This window comes from Virgibacillus sp. FSP13 (assembly GCF_054048505.1).
Genome location: NZ_JBSVKG010000022.1, coordinates 25,008 through 41,675, shown reverse-complemented (window position 1 = coordinate 41,675; position 16,668 = coordinate 25,008). Strand labels below are relative to the sequence as shown.

19 protein-coding genes and 1 tRNA gene are annotated in these 16,668 nt (G+C 39.0%); 12 read left to right on the top strand and 8 right to left on the bottom strand.

Annotated features, from left to right (window positions below; genetic code table 11):
* Nucleotides 1-83 precede the first annotated feature (83 nt).
* From ACW2QC_RS15900 to ACW2QC_RS15890, 3 genes are all read left to right on the top strand, one after another.
* Complete coding sequence (locus tag ACW2QC_RS15900) at nucleotides 84-311, top strand: hypothetical protein (protein WP_457544925.1); 228 nt, start codon at nucleotides 84-86, stop codon at nucleotides 309-311.
* A 64-nt stretch (nucleotides 312-375) separates the two neighbouring features.
* Nucleotides 376-582 carry a hypothetical protein gene (locus ACW2QC_RS15895; RefSeq protein ID WP_457544924.1) on the top strand — a complete coding sequence of 69 codons (207 nt, stop codon included), beginning with the start codon at nucleotides 376-378 and terminating at the stop codon, nucleotides 580-582.
* A 110-nt stretch (nucleotides 583-692) separates the two neighbouring features.
* Nucleotides 693-959 (top strand): hypothetical protein, encoded by a 267-nt coding sequence (locus tag ACW2QC_RS15890; protein ID WP_457544923.1) that lies wholly within the window; start codon nucleotides 693-695, stop codon nucleotides 957-959.
* Between the two features lie 67 nt (nucleotides 960-1,026).
* Here the strand turns inward: ACW2QC_RS15890 and ACW2QC_RS15885 are convergent, their stop codons facing one another.
* Nucleotides 1,027-1,731, bottom strand: coding sequence for a DUF421 domain-containing protein (locus tag ACW2QC_RS15885; RefSeq protein WP_457544947.1), 705 nt, complete (start codon nucleotides 1,729-1,731; stop codon nucleotides 1,027-1,029).
* A gap of 75 nt (nucleotides 1,732-1,806) precedes the next feature.
* On the opposite strand from ACW2QC_RS15885, the gene ACW2QC_RS15880 reads away from it, so the two are divergent.
* Nucleotides 1,807-2,037 (top strand): hypothetical protein, encoded by a 231-nt coding sequence (locus ACW2QC_RS15880; RefSeq protein ID WP_457544922.1) that lies wholly within the window; start codon nucleotides 1,807-1,809, stop codon nucleotides 2,035-2,037.
* Here the strand turns inward: ACW2QC_RS15880 and ACW2QC_RS15875 are convergent.
* From ACW2QC_RS15875 to ACW2QC_RS15850, 6 genes are all read right to left on the bottom strand, one after another.
* Nucleotides 2,029-2,454, bottom strand: coding sequence for a GNAT family N-acetyltransferase (locus tag ACW2QC_RS15875; protein ID WP_457544921.1), 426 nt, complete (start codon nucleotides 2,452-2,454; stop codon nucleotides 2,029-2,031). The genes ACW2QC_RS15880 and ACW2QC_RS15875 overlap by 9 nt on opposite strands.
* Nucleotides 2,451-2,969, bottom strand: coding sequence for a YjcG family protein (locus ACW2QC_RS15870; RefSeq protein WP_457544920.1), 519 nt, complete (start codon nucleotides 2,967-2,969; stop codon nucleotides 2,451-2,453). The genes ACW2QC_RS15875 and ACW2QC_RS15870 overlap by 4 nt, the downstream gene beginning before the upstream one ends.
* A gap of 127 nt (nucleotides 2,970-3,096) precedes the next feature.
* Nucleotides 3,097-3,822 (bottom strand): alpha/beta hydrolase, encoded by a 726-nt coding sequence (locus ACW2QC_RS15865; protein ID WP_457544919.1) that lies wholly within the window; start codon nucleotides 3,820-3,822, stop codon nucleotides 3,097-3,099.
* Between the two features lie 90 nt (nucleotides 3,823-3,912).
* Complete coding sequence (locus tag ACW2QC_RS15860; protein ID WP_457544918.1) at nucleotides 3,913-5,727, bottom strand: ABC transporter ATP-binding protein; 1,815 nt, start codon at nucleotides 5,725-5,727, stop codon at nucleotides 3,913-3,915.
* Complete coding sequence (locus ACW2QC_RS15855; RefSeq protein ID WP_457544917.1) at nucleotides 5,717-7,447, bottom strand: ABC transporter ATP-binding protein; 1,731 nt, start codon at nucleotides 7,445-7,447, stop codon at nucleotides 5,717-5,719. The genes ACW2QC_RS15860 and ACW2QC_RS15855 overlap by 11 nt, the downstream gene beginning before the upstream one ends.
* Nucleotides 7,448-7,775: 328 nt before the next feature.
* Nucleotides 7,776-8,108, bottom strand: coding sequence for a hypothetical protein (locus ACW2QC_RS15850; RefSeq protein ID WP_457544916.1), 333 nt, complete (start codon nucleotides 8,106-8,108; stop codon nucleotides 7,776-7,778).
* 351 nt (nucleotides 8,109-8,459) lie between these two features.
* On the opposite strand from ACW2QC_RS15850, the gene ACW2QC_RS15845 reads away from it, so the two are divergent.
* The gene (locus ACW2QC_RS15845) at nucleotides 8,460-9,038 is read left to right on the top strand and encodes a hypothetical protein (protein ID WP_457544915.1); all 579 of its coding nucleotides are present in this window, start codon (nucleotides 8,460-8,462) and stop codon (nucleotides 9,036-9,038) included.
* A 135-nt stretch (nucleotides 9,039-9,173) separates the two neighbouring features.
* Nucleotides 9,174-10,877, top strand: coding sequence for a GMC family oxidoreductase N-terminal domain-containing protein (locus ACW2QC_RS15840; RefSeq protein ID WP_457544914.1), 1,704 nt, complete (start codon nucleotides 9,174-9,176; stop codon nucleotides 10,875-10,877).
* Between the two features lie 75 nt (nucleotides 10,878-10,952).
* Here the strand turns inward: ACW2QC_RS15840 and ACW2QC_RS15835 are convergent.
* A tRNA-Val gene (locus ACW2QC_RS15835) sits at nucleotides 10,953-11,025 on the bottom strand.
* A 161-nt stretch (nucleotides 11,026-11,186) separates the two neighbouring features.
* Here ACW2QC_RS15835 and ACW2QC_RS15830 point away from each other — a divergent pair.
* The 6 genes from ACW2QC_RS15830 to rbsK all read left to right on the top strand — a co-directional run bounded on the left by ACW2QC_RS15830 (nucleotide 11,187) and on the right by rbsK (nucleotide 16,241).
* The gene (locus ACW2QC_RS15830) at nucleotides 11,187-12,389 is read left to right on the top strand and encodes an SEC-C metal-binding domain-containing protein (RefSeq protein ID WP_457544913.1); all 1,203 of its coding nucleotides are present in this window, start codon (nucleotides 11,187-11,189) and stop codon (nucleotides 12,387-12,389) included.
* Between the two features lie 106 nt (nucleotides 12,390-12,495).
* Nucleotides 12,496-13,044: an NADPH-dependent FMN reductase gene (locus tag ACW2QC_RS15825; protein WP_457544912.1), complete on the top strand. Its 549-nt coding sequence runs from the start codon at nucleotides 12,496-12,498 to the stop codon at nucleotides 13,042-13,044.
* Between the two features lie 141 nt (nucleotides 13,045-13,185).
* Nucleotides 13,186-13,746 carry a histidine phosphatase family protein gene (locus ACW2QC_RS15820; RefSeq protein WP_457544911.1) on the top strand — a complete coding sequence of 187 codons (561 nt, stop codon included), beginning with the start codon at nucleotides 13,186-13,188 and terminating at the stop codon, nucleotides 13,744-13,746.
* Nucleotides 13,747-13,968: 222 nt separating this feature from the next.
* A complete protein-coding gene (locus ACW2QC_RS15815) occupies nucleotides 13,969-14,775 on the top strand; it encodes a cytochrome c oxidase assembly protein (RefSeq protein WP_457544910.1) in 807 nt (268 codons plus the stop codon).
* 100 nt (nucleotides 14,776-14,875) lie between these two features.
* Entirely contained in the window at nucleotides 14,876-15,106 is a 231-nt protein-coding gene (locus tag ACW2QC_RS15810) for a cation transporter (RefSeq protein ID WP_457544909.1), read from the top strand.
* A 163-nt stretch (nucleotides 15,107-15,269) separates the two neighbouring features.
* Nucleotides 15,270-16,241 carry a ribokinase gene (gene rbsK, locus ACW2QC_RS15805; RefSeq protein ID WP_457544908.1) on the top strand — a complete coding sequence of 324 codons (972 nt, stop codon included), beginning with the start codon at nucleotides 15,270-15,272 and terminating at the stop codon, nucleotides 16,239-16,241.
* Nucleotides 16,242-16,668: the final 427 nt, after the last annotated feature.

The window sequence follows — 16,668 nt, the reverse complement described above, 5'->3', positions numbered from 1 at the left end:
AGATGTCCATACATATGGGGAAGTGTCTACATAGACTAATAACGACCAAATTTCTACCTAGAAATATAAGGAGTGATAACGTAATGTCAGACAAGAAAAAGGTTATTCATGTAAAGGATTTAGTTATTAAAGCGGATAACGTCTATGTTGAACCTCGTCACCATCGCCGTTATGATCCATTTTTTGGACCAGGACGACAAGTGGAAGAACAAGAAGAAGTTGTAGAATCCACAAGCGATCGTGATGATCATTATGACAAGGACGATGATGAAAGTGGAGACAACCGGAGACCGCCGTTTTCCTGGATATAAATGGTTTTCAATAAAGGCAGCTTGCTTAGCTGTCTTTTATTTTTCATGAAAGGCGGCAAGTTTTATGAACCAAAAACCCCATATACCATGGTTAAAACATTTGCGGGATATCGAAAAGCATTTAGAAAAGAATGAAAAATGGTTTCAATATCCCGAGAAAAAAATGGAACGAATTGAGCAGGACATGACCAAATGGAATGAGGACTTTTTGCAAGGTATTACCCATCTGGAGAAGTTAATTAAGGAATTGGAGAAGAAAATGGAAGGATAATTGAAATTTTTAGATTAATTTTTTGGGAAAAGGGTATAAATAGGTAAAGGAAGGACATAATTTAGTTTGACTCAACGTATATGTATAAAAAATGATTGGGAGGATGTCATATGGGCTATGTTTTGCCAATTACACAATACCAATATATGGATTATAAACAGCGCCTCATGAAGAATAAACAAGATCCATTCTATATTGAAAGTCCATTCAAAGTTATTTTAGATTCCCAACATCAAGATATCCCACAAAAATACACACATCAACCACACGCAAATACCACATCTGATGATCCTGTTAAACGACCCTTTCGCTATGGAACAGAAAAAGTATATGCTGATATAACCGGAAAAGGGCGTAATTTTAGTAAAAGCATATAAGAAAGTTATGATCAAAGCCGTACCAGATAACATGGTACGGCTTTGATCGGTTTGCCATAAAGTTAAATTAATCATTTTGTTCTTGCTTTCGCTCCACGAATGGGAGAATGAATAGTTTTTTGTCTGGAATATACTCGGCATAAAAAATATCTTTAACGGATTGGTAATTTTGTCTGCTTAATTCTGTATGTAGCCATTCCTCACTGAGATTTGCTTCATGAAGATTATCCCATAAAATCTCACCATCGTTAATTAAGGTTACAGCAAGAAAAGCATTACCCGGTGCTACATTCAAATCCTTTTTGGTAGGAGATTGATGTTCCGGTTTTTTTAAAACAGACAGGCTACCATCTGATTCCAGGATTGCGTATTCTACTTCCTGAACGGAAAAGGCATTTTTCGATCGTAGTAAGTGTTGAAGTTGGTTAATATCAAGTTTATTTTTTTTCATGACCTCTTTGATTAAATTTCCTTTGTGAATAACAATTGCTGGATTACCTTCCAATAACCCCCGTGTACGCTTGAATTTTTGTGTCACCAATTCAGTAAGGTATAACAATACACCCCATAACACTACAACAAAAGCGATATCCTTAATTCCTGCCTTTGGATCAAATAATGCATTCCCAACAAGTTCCCCTAAAACGAGGGCCGCTACAAAATCAAATGCCGTTAATTGTGAAATTTGTGTTTTTCCGAGAACTTTTGTCAAAACGAACAAAGCAAAAAAACCGAAAAGTGTTTCCCATAACATCGGCATTAAGCTATCCATCATACTCATCCCCTTTAATCATACATGCTTTAGCATAACCGGAAGGAAGTAGAATATGCGTGTTGGGGTTTATTGATGGGAAAGTGGGAACATCGGCGCGAGAGCAGAAACATCGTCCCGAGAGGAGAAACATCGGCGCGAGAGGAGAAACATCGGCGGGAGAGGAGAAATATCGGCGGGAGAGCAGAAACATCGGCGCGAGAGGAGAAACATCGGCCCGAAAGCAAAAACATCGTCCCAAGAGCAAAAACCCCCAACAAACCAAAAAACAGTCCGCCAAAAAAGGCGAACTGTTGCTTAAGATAATTGTTTAATCATTGTTACGTGTGGGATACCGGCATCAAGAAATTCTCCTGACACGGTTTCATACCCTAACCGTTTATAAAAATTCTCTGCATGTGTTTGAGCATTTAGCTTTGCTTGTTGGTAACCATTTTTTACAATCTCGGCTTCCATTGCTTGCATTAGTTGGGCACCGTACGATTTGCCGCGTTGTTCTTTTAGCACGCAAATGCGTTCTAATTTTCCATATTTATCTACAAAGCGTAAGCGGCTCGCAGCAATTGGCTCACCGTCTTGGTAGCAGATAAAATGGATCGCTTCTTCATCGTATTGATCAAGTTCTTCTTCGGGCGGTACATTTTGCTCTTTGACAAAGACGGTAGTACGCACCTCAAACGCTTGTTGTTTTTCTTGTTCTGACTTAACTAGCGTAATATTCACACGTATTCCTTTCCGAACACGAATGATTCGTAAACGGTCCAAGAACCATTGTCCAATTGATATAACAATTGAAAACGATCAACTGTATCTTCAATTTTGAACTCTTTCATTTTCATGCTACCGAACACATCAGAATATTCATCGTCTTTGAGCTTTTGTGCAACTGTAATATGCGGAACAAAATTGTATGCATCGTTTTTAGGGAATTTACCGCTTTGCATTTTTTCATGTAAATCGATTAATTCCTGGATTGGTTCGACTTTTAGATAAATTGTATTGGTCACCGGTGCAAACGTGCTTACTTTATTGATATTAATAGTGAATGGTTTTGTTTGGTTAGCGATATGCTTAAGCTCAGTAATTAATGTCTCAAGTTCATCATCATCCGCTTCAAATGCTTCCTTCAATGTAAGATGTGGGGGAACAAGCGCATAATGCGGATCATACCGTTTTCTATATGAGTTTACTTCGTCTTGGATAGGCTTAGATGGAAAAATAATAATACCGTATTTCATCGTAAAACCTCCTCTTCATATTTTGTCCATTATTACGATGATACATTTACCCTATAATGTGATTTACCTTCTATTATAACAAAAAAAGTTCTGAAATTGAAAGAATCTTTTTAGAAATTTTATACTTTTACTCATCAAACATTGTTATAAGGGCGCGTTTAAGATCCTTTTGCCATGGTTTCCAAGTGTGGGGCCCGTCGAGTTCATGATAAATATAACTCGTTCCTTTTTCGGTTAAGAGTTTGTTTAATTCTCGATTTGGTGTAAGAAAGTCTTGTTTGGAACCATCTGTCGTATCTACTTCTGTTTCTTCTACACCAATTGTATGGTAAATATCCATGGAATCCATTTGTTTGGCATTTTTGACAGCACTCATCACCGTTTCATCGACATATGGTGATTGCATAATCACATTGCTGAATGTATTCGGATATTGAAGTGCAGTCATTAATGCAAGTGTTCCAGCAAGGGAATCCCCCATTAATGTGCGTGATTGTCCCATATGATATGTAGGAAGTAAGTCGTCTAAAAAGGGAGCGACTTCATGAACCAAAAATTTGATATATGCTTTTTGTTGTTTACCACTTGGGTGATATTTTTCGCGTCGATCAAATTTGTCTTGATAATGAATACCGACAAAAATCGTATTCGTTATCTCCTGACTTGCATGGAGTCTGTCACTTAATGTAGCAACCCGACCAAGTTGATAGTAATCATTTCCATCCTGCATGATACAAATATGGTACTTATACAAGTCGGAAAATGCTTCGGGTTGGTAAATTTTTAACATCATTTCTTCCTCTAAGTACTTACTTTTGATTGAACGCTCGATCATTGTTCCTTTTCTTGCCATGTAAGCCACCTCAATTCTATAGTACATTCCCGAATTTTATTATCCCAAAACAAGTTTATCATTATTTTATTTAATATTCTAATGCACACCTTAATCTTTTAATTGTCCTTTAAAAAGCTGATAATAGTTGCCATGCTGTGCAATAAGTTCCTCATGTGACCCTTGTTCTAAAATGCAACCATCCTTTAACATAATAATTCTGTCTGCTTCCTGAATTGTATTTAACCGGTGAGCAATAACAAAACTTGTCCGCCCTGCCATTAATCGTTGCAGTGCATCTTGAATGGTCAGCTCCGTAACCGTGTCAATGTTGCTTGTTGCTTCATCCAATATCAGAATTTCCGGTTCAGCTAAGATAGCTCGGGCAATCGTGAGTAGTTGCTTCTGCCCTTGACTAATCCCTGTACCGTTCTGATCAAGCACTGTGTCATAACCATTTGGGAGACGACTGATGAAGGCATGTGCATTGGCATTTTTAGCAGCAGTTACGACGGCGGCATCTGTTGCTGCCAACTGGCCATAGCGGATATTTTCCCGAATGGTTCCTTGAAATAGAAAAGAATCTTGTAAAACAAATGCCATATGTGACCGAAGACTTGAACGTTTAATGTTCTTCAAATCGATACCATCAAGCGTGATTTTGCCCTGATCATAGTTGTAGAAACGGGAGATCAGGTTAATAATCGTTGTTTTTCCCGCACCTGTATGGCCAACGAAGGCAATCGTTTCCCCGGGATTTGCCTCGAAACTAATCTGCTTTAGAATGTGCGTATCCTCATAGGCGAATGACACATTTTGGAAAACAACATGCCCGTTTGTCCGCGCAAGCCGCTGTGCATCATTTTCGTCATTTTCTTCCTGTTCTTCGTCGATAACGTTAAACACACGTTCTGCACCAGCAACCGCGGATAATAAAACATTAAACTGATTGGATAGTTCATTTAATGGACGGGTGAATTGCCGGGCATACTCGGTAAAAATCACGATCACGCCAACGGTAATTACCTGGTGAACGGCGAGCAACCCACCAACTAAAGCGATTAACCCAAAGCTTAAGAAATTAAGCATGTTCATCACTTTAGGGATAAAACCGGAAATCGTCTGCGCCCAAAAGCCAGAAAGCTTTAGTACCCTGTTTTTCCTAGCAAATTCTTGAATCACTCGTTTTTCCTGGGAAAACGTTTTTACAATATGCTGCCCGGAAACGATCTCTTCTACATAACCATTCAGTTCACCTAAATCGTGTTGCTGTCGTTTGTACAATGGTCCAGTTCGTTTCGTTATCCAGCGCATGCCGACAAACATGATGGGAATGATCGTCATCGTAACAATCGTCAATAATGGGCTTAATATAAGCATAACAACCACAGTTCCCACTAGAGTCAAGATACTGGTAAAAATTTGAATGACCGACTGATTGAGTGTGTTATTTATCGTGTCGATATCATTCGTGATTCTACTCATTAATTCGCCGTGTTGTCGTTTGTCAAAATAAGAAATTGGCAGACGATGGAATTGGCGAAACAAATCATCCCGTAGTGCATAAACCGTATTCTGCGCAATCCCAACCATCCAATAATTTTGTAAAAAAATCGACAGCGAATGAACCAGATAAATGATAATTAACCAAAGTAACAAGATGCCAAGTCCGGCACTTTCCTTTGTAACAATATAATCGTCAACCGCCATCCCAATCATGTATGGTCCGAGCAGGCTTAATCCAGAACTTGCTATAACCATCAGAATAACAAGTGCAAGTTTGACTTTTTCACGAGCCAAGTAGGACCAGATTCGTTTAACAGTTGCTGTAGTATTCCGAGCTTTATTCGACTTCTTCCCGTCAGTAAGCGGTTGGAAATGGATTTTTTCGTGTTGGAAAGGTTCTTTCATTTGTTTAAGTTGCATGTGGATACTCCTTTCCAAACTGTGATTCAACAATGTTACGATACAAGCTTGACACTTGCATTAGTTCGTGGTGTGTCCCAAGGGCGAGGCGTTCACCATCATTCATTAATAGAATACGATCTGCACGAATTGCAGTTGTAATTTTTTGTGTGATGATTAACGTTGTGCAATCATAATGCTCAATTGCCTCCAACAACTGTGACTCGGTAGCTAAATCAAGTGCACTTGTACTGTCATCCAGCATTAAAATCTTTGGGCGGCGAATAAGTGCCCTGGCAATCGAAATTCGTTGCTTTTGACCACCAGATAGATTAACACCATTCTGGCCAATTTTGGTCTTATATTGATGTGGGAGTCCCATAATTGTTTCATGGATTTGTGCATCTTTGGCTGCTTGTTCTACTTCTTGTGGTGTTGCATTTTCTTTTCCCCAAGCAATATTATCAAAAATTGTTCCACTAAAAAGCAATGGATTTTGTGGAACATAACCAATTCCCCGGCGTAAGTTCTCCGTTGTATACGACGTAATTGTTTGGTCATCAAGCAAAATTTCTCCTTCATTTACATCATATAGACGCGGGATAAGTTGCAATAGGGATGTTTTACCTGATCCGGTTGCACCGATAATTGCCAATTTTTCTCTAGGATTTATGACAAACGAAAGATCACGGAGGATTGTTTCATTTGCGTTCGGATAGGCGAAAGAAACGTTGTTGTATGTGATTTTTCCAGTGATAATACTTGCTCCTTGATTCACACCTTGATCATCGACTAAATCAACGTTTACTTTTAGAACATTGTCAATCCGTTCGGCGGAGGCTTTGGCTCGGGAAAAAGCCATCGTAATAAACGTAAACATAGAAATGGACATGGCCACCCTTAATGCATAATTGACAATCGCTACGATATCTCCGACTGATGTCTCACCAGTAAGAACCTGCTTGTTACCAAACCATAAAATAAAAATCAAACTCAAATTCATGATAAAAAGCAGAACTGGCATGGAAGACTCCACAAAGCGAAATGTTTTCCGATTTTGAATGGCTAGGTCTTGATTTGCTTTCGTAAACCGATTTTCTTCATGGTCACGACGGAGAAATGCCTTAATCAAACGCATGCCCGATAAATTTTCCTGCATCACTTGATTAACACGGTCCACACGTTTTTGCACATTATTAAACATGGAACTTGCTTTCTTTAACACCCAAAACAGAAAAGCGATCAGAAGCGGCACCGTAATAAGAAAGATGACTGCAAGCCGGGCATTCACCACAAATGCCATGACGACACCTCCAAGCACAATGAGTGGTGCTTTTGTCATAATCCTTAATCCCATAAAAATAGTGTTCTGGAGTTGACGAACGTCATTGGTGAAACGGGTCACAAGTGATGACGTTGGATATTGATTCAGGTTGGCAAATGAGAAAGATTGGACTTTCTGGAAAAGCTTCTCGCGCATGTCATAAGAAACACTCAAGCTAGTGTGAGAAGCGTAAAAGGAATTTATAATCCCTGCTAGAAATGCTGTAAATGCGAGACCAATCATGATACTGCCCCAGATAATGATAGAATCGATATCCTTATTTACTACCCCTTGGTTGATCATTTTCCCTAAGAAAAAGGGGAGAAGCAATTCGGTTGCCAGTTCAATCATGGTTAAACTGTATGCGACAATGATTGTGAGTTTGTAAGATTTTAAGAATGAGAAGATAGTTCGCATGTGGACCTCCGTGTTGTGATTAAGGATGATATGATCTATTATACTGATATTTAAGGAATTATCCAAAAATTGTTTCTGTGACGGTGGAAATTGCGGGGATGTACAGAAGTGGTAGAAGTTACGATCTTGTGCAGCTGTTAAGTCTAGAACAAATCAAGGAGAAAACCTGGCAATAGTTTAACTTTGCTTAGAGGAAAATTGATAAATAGAGTAGTAGAATTTTCATCAGTAGACAAATAAAAGCCTCCGCCTACCTTTTTATTTTCCAAATAGAAGAGGAAGGTGGAGGTATAACTTATTGGGATAATTTACATATGAGGTTATTTCTCTATGCATGTTGTCTGCAGGTGTTTCGAAGTTTCTTTTCATGTTGTGCGTTTTTACTTGATAAATAGTCAACTGTTTCCTGTGTTTCGGTTAGTTCGACCCTTATGCCATTAGATTTTTTATTAAGGTTATCTAATTTTTTATCAACACGTTTAAATCCTTCGTCCATACGGGTCTCTAAGCCGTCCATACGGGTCTCTAAGCCATCCATCCGGGTCTCCAAGCCATTTATCTGACTTGTTAAATCAGCTTTCAATGTATCCATTTTCTTATCAATATGCTCGGAATGAAGCTTAAACGCATTTAAAATTTCCTTAAATCCGTATTCATCCATTTTCGTTTCCTCCTTTCCGTTAAATCTATTATATAGTGTAATCGCATTTTTGAGAAGGGTGGTGTAATTTGTCAAAATACTGGTTTTAAGAATGTTTAGTTAAAATTAAGAAGAAGGTTAGTTTCATCATCTTTTAAAAACGTATCTTCAAAGAAATAGGCAGTATCTGGGCATAAAAAATGGAACTGTAAAATACAGTAGTGTAGAAGATGTTCAAAAGGTTCGGTAAAATTGTACGTCGGATTTCAAACTTCTGATCCCTTTTTTCCTCATTTTCAACACGCACTGGTAGACTGTCAAATTAGAAAGAGGTGAAACGTCATCAGTGTTTATATCCAACCTCAAGAATATGTGCAGGCAAGCTTCCGGGCCCTTACGGATGCTTTACTGCCTCCAGCAAATCAACATGAGCCCCCTTTTATTGAACAAGACATGGGGGTACATAATTATGTCATCTATGGTTTAAATCATTACATTTCGATTCAGCAGCAGTTGTATCATACTGTTATCCCTCTTGCTTATCCCACGGCTCAAATGTTAGACGTTGCAGCAACACAGCTTGTAAATCGCCATCAGAAACAGGCCTTTCCACAATGTTTCTTTCCTGGAGGTGGGATGTTTTCTTATCTTTCCCGAAAAGATCGAATTCTTACGTTATCTACCCTAGAAGAACTTGATATCGACCTTTACTTATTACCATCTCCTTTTCAAAATAATGCTGGAATGGTCAAATATGTGACAGATGCATTAAATCGTTTATCATTGTTTGGCTACTATTCAGAGTGGCCGGCTTATGGCTCTACACGGTTATATCCCCCAAGCAATCGCCGACTAGAATTTTTCCCTTTGAGTTGGCAACAAATTGGTTACCCTGGTGTATCTTTGGGTTATCGTGACTTCCGTGGCTTTTTATTAAGGATGTTTACCTAAGGATTGGGACTGCGCTCACTCGTCCCATCAAAAACGTTGTTGCTATTAGTCACAGTTGATATAAACTGCAACCTAAAGTTACGTCGCATTTTATACCAACTATGGCACTTTATAAAAGAGAAATGAGGGTGGCGAATGAAAACAGATTCTGATGTAATTGTTATTGGAGCAGGTGGTGGCGGACCTGTTGTTGCGAAAGAACTTGGGGAGTTAGGAGTCAATGTGCTAGTACTTGAAGCAGGCCCCTGGTATGGAAATAAAAAGTGGCCAGAACCTAATGAGAACCGTGGAGATACGAAGGAAAGTTCCGACCCAAGGTATTTGGATGGTTCACTTTACCGGAGTCAGTTGACAAGACTTGAAAATGATATGAATGATTTCGTTACTGGTAAATTCCGCTGGGGTCCAGCAGATCGTAGACGCACCCCTTGGTACAGAAATATTCCTGATCCGGCGATATTATGGCAAAGTGCCGGGATTGGCGGGTCTACGCTTCATTACTATGCAAACTCTCCACGCGCATTTCCTGAAGCAATCGCTGAGTGGCCTATTCATTACAATGAGCTCGTTCCCTATTATGAAAAGGTAGAAGCCACATTACCAGTTGAATTTGCACCAACGACAACGAAAGAGGCGCTTTTCTATTATGGCTCAGAAAAAGCCGGCTTTTCCGTTAATCAAACATTAGATGTAACAAGTATTGGCTACCGTCCGCAACCGAATGCAATCTTACCCCCAAATGAACATTTAATGGATCCTAACTACTCTTTAGAAGAATTAAGCCATATGGAGGGTTGTACGTTAAGCGGTCATTGTGGTCAGGGATGTCCTTATGGCCCAACATACGAAAAAATGGCTAAACGTACAACGGCAGTCAGTTATGTCCCACTGGCCATGAAGACAGGGAATGTGACATTTAGGCCGAATACATTTGTAATGAAGGTATTAACAGAGATGAATCCCAATGGAAACCAATGTGCAGTAGGGGTCCAAATACGGGATACGTGGACAGGTGAAATCAAAGAGTTAGGTGCAAAAGTAGTTGTGATGGCGGCTGGTTGTATAGAAACACCACGACTTTGGTTGAACTCTGATTTGCCTTATAACCCTTGGGTAGGTCGTGGTTTGACAAATCATTATATGGATATGGTTACAGGAACATTTGAAGAGCAAACATTGATGGATATTGTGGGCAGTCCATCCGTTAATCCATTCATTGGCCATACTTCCGGAGCACGACTTGACTATCCTGGTCTCGGTATGATTGAAATTATCGGGGAAAGTCCAGGACTAACAGCTCAACCTCTATTTGGGTTTAGTCAATCCGGCTATAATAGTCTTCATCCATCTGATTCAGATATGTGGGACGGGCGGGGAAGACTTGTCGGTTCTGAGCTTGAAGAAGCTATGAAAGGCTACAGAAGATCGCTCACACTTTCCATTATTACAGATGACGAAGTGCAGTATCATAACAGAGTTGAGCTGGATCCCCATATTAAAGATGAACATGGAGCGGTACCGTTCGTACATTATACACCAAGTGAAAAATCGAAAAAAAGAAGAGAACAATTAGCAAAAATCGCCACAAGTATTTTACGACATGCAGGTGCGAAAAAAGTCCACCGAACCGATCTTCCGCCGAATTACTTCATTCACCTACAAAGCTCGATGCGGATGGGGTTTGTCGTTGACACATCATGTGAAGCTTATCAGGTAGAACGACTCTATATTGCTGATAATAGTGCCGATTATAATTCCCTTGGAGGGCCTAATCCAACCATAACAACGCAAGCGCTTGCTACACGTACAGCCAAAATATTGGCCTCGAAATATTTTTGATGTAAAGCATCTGTTACAGTCAAAACAAAAGCCTGTACGCCTTGATATTCAAGGGTACAGGCTTTTGTTATCTAGTGATTCCGATTGGGCTCGAACCAACGACCTCCACCCTGTCAAGGTGGCGCTCTCCCTGCTGAGCTACGGAATCAAATTATATGAGACTATCTACACTTCTACTATATAGGTGCAGCTGTATTCTGTCAATATTAAACGAATAAAAGGAAAAAACAGCACAGTTATCAATGAGATTTTGATATAATTAACGTTAGATGATGTGTGGTATTGTAGAATGTAGTGGAGGTGAACGACGTGAGTAACAATGTAAATAACGACTTAGAGGAAACCCTAATAGATGCCTTGGCAGAACTAAAAGAAGATAGAGTGAAAATGGAGAAAAAAGTGCGTGAAAAGTTTTGGAGTGAAATTGACGTTCCTTTTACACTCCATAAAGGCTTGAGCAGATATACGAAATATGAATTAGATAGCATCCGAAAGCGTTTAGGGATAAAAAATGCTAGTACCTTAAGGAAAACAGAACTAATCGCATCCTTACAAGAAAAAATTCCCGAATTACTCGAGGATATTTGCTTGGAATTGGATATAGAACGATTCAATATAATAGGGAAAATTGCCCGCAATGGCGGTTACATGGCCGCACCAAAATTAGAATTAGATCAACTTGAATATTTTCGTGAGAGTGGTGTCATCTATACTGGATCTTTTAAAGGAAAAGAGATCCTAGCAATACCAGAGGAACTAATAGAACCATTATTTTTCCTTGAATCCAGTTCTAAAGTTAAATCGATAGTGAGAAAAAATACTGAATGGATCAAGCTCACACGTGGACTTTTGTATTATTATGGAACACTAAATTTATCACAATTGGAAAAAATGCTTGCGGAATACACACATGAAACGCTAGATCTTATTGAATACATATCTGTGATTCATAATGCCAATTCATACAATGAGGAAATCACTATCGATGAGAATGGTTACTCAAATTTCAGGGTGTTTGATTCGAATAGAGTGAGACAAGAGCATCAGAAGAGAGATAATCTGTCTTTCTATCCATTTACGAAAGAACAACTTCTAGAAGCTGGGGAGCCTGATTTTGTCGATCGTAACAAGATCTATACTCAATTCGTGGGCTTCCTTAGGAAAAACTACGATCTAGATAGGCAAGAGGCGGATGAGCTTGTAGAAGAATGTGTATATGCAACACGAATCGGGGATGGACCAAACGATATTTTACATTTTTTAAGTGCTAGACTCGAATTTGATAGTATGGAAGCAGTTCAGGCTGTAATGGATCAACTCGTTAATTTGATGAACAACACGAGGGAATGGTTCCTAAAAGGCTACATGTCAACAGAGTTGCGTGGACAAGAATCATTGCAATCCTTACCAACAAATAATTTTACCAGCAAGAAACGTGTTAAGGTAGGCAGAAACGACCCCTGTCCGTGTGGCAGCGGCAAAAAATATAAAAAGTGTTGTGGAAGGTTATGATGAAGTAAAGTGCGATTTTTTCATTGATACAGAGGTCATATGAAAAGAACTTTTAGTATTAAGACGTGAGCGTAAATCTATTTGAATAAGAAGAGAGGGAGTTAGGTTGAAACTTGTTGGAATATCAGGAACTTTGGCTGGAAATAAGACGTCTCAAGCTGTTTACGATGTGCTAGCAGCTGCCAAATTTACTGACCCATCCATAGAGATAGAATTAATTGATTTAAAAGATTATGAGGTGGAGTTTGCGACTGGAGCCCCCATCGCATTATATAATGATGATACGTGGAATGTTGTTGATAAGATTTTGTCAGCAGACTTTTTGATATTTGGCACACCAATTTATCAAGCCTCTATTTCAGGTGTATTGAAAAATCTATTGGATCATTTTCCCGAAAATGCTTTTAAATATAAAGTAACAGGTATTGTTTCAACAGGATGGTCGGACAAACATTTTCTTGTAACGGAGTATCAACTAAAACCTATACTTTCTTATCTTAAAGGGTTGATACCAACAGGAAACGTCTTTATCCAAAATGATTCCTTTGATATAGAAAGTGATGACATCATCGATCGTAGTGTTTCTGAGCGTATTCAAAAACTTGCTGATGAGATGATCTTTCTCCAACAAAGTATTAATAATAGAATGAAATGATGTGCGATAATTGTGAAGCGGATCCCCATATTCAAGTTTCGAGAGCGAATACGATCGGTAAATTCAAGAGTGCTTTATCGGAACTTTAGAATTCACCTAGTAGTAGTGCAATTCAATATTATAATAAGGTAGGTGTTCGATTTGACTACCAATTTGTACTTGGTTAGACATGCGCATTCCACATATACACCTGATGAACTAGGAAGGCCGTTATCAGATCGCGGTTTTGCGGATGCACTGACAGTTACGAAATTACTCAAAGCCGAGAAAGTTGATAATGTCTATTCAAGTCCGTATAAGCGTGCGATCCAGACCGTTGAAGGGATTGCCAAATACATCGGCAAAGAGATAAAGATAGAAAATAACTTTAGAGAGAGAATGTTATCCGAAAAACCGGTTGTGGACTTTATGGCTGCAATCACGAGGGTTTGGGAGGATTTTGATTATTATTGGAAGGGTGGAGAATCCAACAGGGTTGCTCAAAATAGAGGTGTACAGGCAGCGATCAAAATATTAGATCAACGTGTAGGGGAAAATATCGTTATCGGAACACATGGTAATCTAATGGTATTAATAATCAATTATTTTGATAACAAATATGGCTTTGATTTCTGGAAAGGTCTTGGAATGCCGGACATTTATAGGTTATCGTTTGATGGTAAAAGGCTCGTCGGTGTGAAGCGGATTTGGGGAGTGGTTTGATTCTTTCAGCTGCTAGGACGGAGCATTCGATATGGGCGTTGCAATGATAAAGTTGTTTGCTAGGGGGACAACGGTTATTGCGAATGAAGAAAACTTACAAAAAATTGCCAAGTTAGATGAAGTCAAGAGCTGAAATTGATTAAAAATAAAAAACTCAACATATAAAGTACATTCATTCATAAATATAAATATGTAGCAAATCAGTACGTAAAGGAGGATGAAATGGTCTTTGAGGTTTTGTTTTTATATGGATCAGCTTGGAATGTTCCACTTTTGCTGTTTCTAATAGGTGTGGCATTTTTATATGGGTATTGGCTGCACCGTCATACTGCAATAAAAGCATATTCGAAACAGCCAATCTTGTTTTTACTCTCTCTATCCTTATTTTACATGGCGATCGGTAGTCCGTTCTCAGCTATCAGTCCTCTTTCATTCAGTTTGCACATGATACAAATGAGTGTGCTATATTTTATTGTTCCACCAATTTTTATGCTAGGGATTCCTGAATCAATATTCAAGGCAATCCGTAAACTTCCCGCGATAAAAGGTATCCTAAAATTATTCCCGCCACCTAAGGCTGCTTTAGTCGCATTTGCCGTCCTATTCTTTCTGTATCATGTACCCGTTATGCTGAATATGCTATCCCAATTTGCCTTCATCCAGTATATATACCTTTTCCTGTTGTTTTTACTCGCTTTTCATATGTGGACACCAATTACGTCACCAGATTCCAGCCGCCGATTGCACAAGGAGCAGTTAAAACGTTATGCATTCAAGAGTAGCCTTTTCATCATGCCGGCCTGTTTGCTATTCATTGTAAATGCATTGGTCAATGGGATGGATAACCCATTTCTCACACAACGTACAGCGCACCTTTGTATCCCTTATCAAACAACATCTTCTTTTAGTTTACTCCCTCCGCCATTCAACACGAAATATGACCAAATGTTAGCTGGTGTCTTTATGTTGGGGATGCACAAAACGGGTATTAAGCTTTCCCTTCATCTTGTTCGTAAACATAACAGGTAAAGCTGAATCGCAATTTTTTATTATAGAGGTTCATTTGTTCTAAGGACCATAAGGCTAACATAAAATGTATTATTATTCGTTATAAGGTGGTGAGTGCGTCATGAATGAAACAGCATACCTTGATATTAAAGGAATGCATTGTGTGAATTGCCCAATTAAAGTTGAAAAAGCTATTTCAAAAATGGAGGGAGTAATCGAAATAGATGTGAACTGGGGAAGTGAAAAAGGGTGTGTGACATACGACCGAAATCTTGTAGCCATTTCCGACATCATCAATCGAATTCATAAAATGGGATTTGAGGCAAAAGAAACGAAGGAAGTTCAAGCGTGATACTGTTTCATGACAGGATTTAGGAATTTTGATCATGAGTGGGGACAGGTAAAATTTTATTTAATTGCAGGTTATGACCTCTTTAGTATGGTGTGCTAAGGGGGTTTTTGATTGCAAAATATGATACAATTTTACTCAAAGTCTTAACAGATAATGAAATAAAGTGGCTAAACAGATTTTAAATATGGCTAATAATAAATTACTTAAAAACCAGCTAAAAATGAAAGAAGTGAGTAAAGTGATAACAGTTGTCGGAAGCATTAACATGGATTTAATCATAAAAGTTAAGGATGTCCCTGCGCTTGGCGAAACAATCTTAGGTCAAGAATTTGCTACTTCGCCAGGTGGAAAAGGTGCGAATCAAGCAGTAGCAGCAGCACGACTTGGGGCAGATGTACAAATGGTAGCATGTGTCGGGGATGATGTATTTGGGCGTGAACTAAAGACGCATTTACATAATGAAAACATAAATGTCGCTAATGTTAGGAGCCTCCCAAGTACATCAACTGGTGTAGCGAACGTTATTTTAACTAATAATGATAATCGAATTATTGTTATCCCTGGTGCAAACTATGAATTAAAAAAGGATACGATTGTCGGACTGAAGGATACCATTAGTCATAGTAAAATGGTTGTTTTGCAGTTGGAAATATTGCCTGAAACTGTCCGTACAGTTGTTGAACTATGTAACGAAAAAAATGTACCTATTATATTGAATCCCGCACCAGCTGAACACTTTGATAAGCAGTTTATTTCCCAAATCAACTACCTTACACCTAACGAAAGTGAATGCAGGCAAATCTTTGGTATGGATATGGAGGATGCCTTGGAAATGTACCCAAATCAGTTAATTGTTACGTTAGGGAAAGATGGCGCCCAATATTATGACGGTAAAGCCCATGTGAAAGTCCCTGGTTTTCCAATAAAGGCCCTCGACACAACTGGGGCGGGTGATACATTTAACGGGGCACTTGCCTATGCATTGGTTAATCAGTACGATCTGAACGAAGCAGTGTTATTTGCAAATGCTGCAGCTTCACTTTCCGTTGAAAAACAAGGCGCCCAGTCCGGGATGCCAGGGAAAGAAGATGTGGAGAAGCGGATGCTGAGCATGGGTGACTTGAATGATGTTTGACAGAAATAATTAGCTTGGGGCTTGCTCACTGGTAAACTTGATCGGTTTACTGTCCAAAATGGGTGAAATGCTGTCGGAAACAGATGAAATACTTCCAAACATGAGGAAAAGACCTGTACGATTTTTCAATGGTCGAATATTTTTCTGACAAGTTACAAGAAAATCACTCTTTAAAACTTTGGAAATAGTAATGACAATGGTATAATGAATACATGCAATAGTCGTTTTTCTCATGGGAGATCGGCGCACTTCAGTCGGTTGTAGGTGTCTTACGATATGCTATAACGGAAGGAGGTGTTGCCTCTGTCTGTTTTTGAGACGTTGGTTGTCATGATCGCTTTTGCAACGCTTGTTGTGATGATCATAGACCATAAAAAATAGACCTCCCTTAGATTATCAGTGGGGTGAGGTCTATTCCTTACTTGCG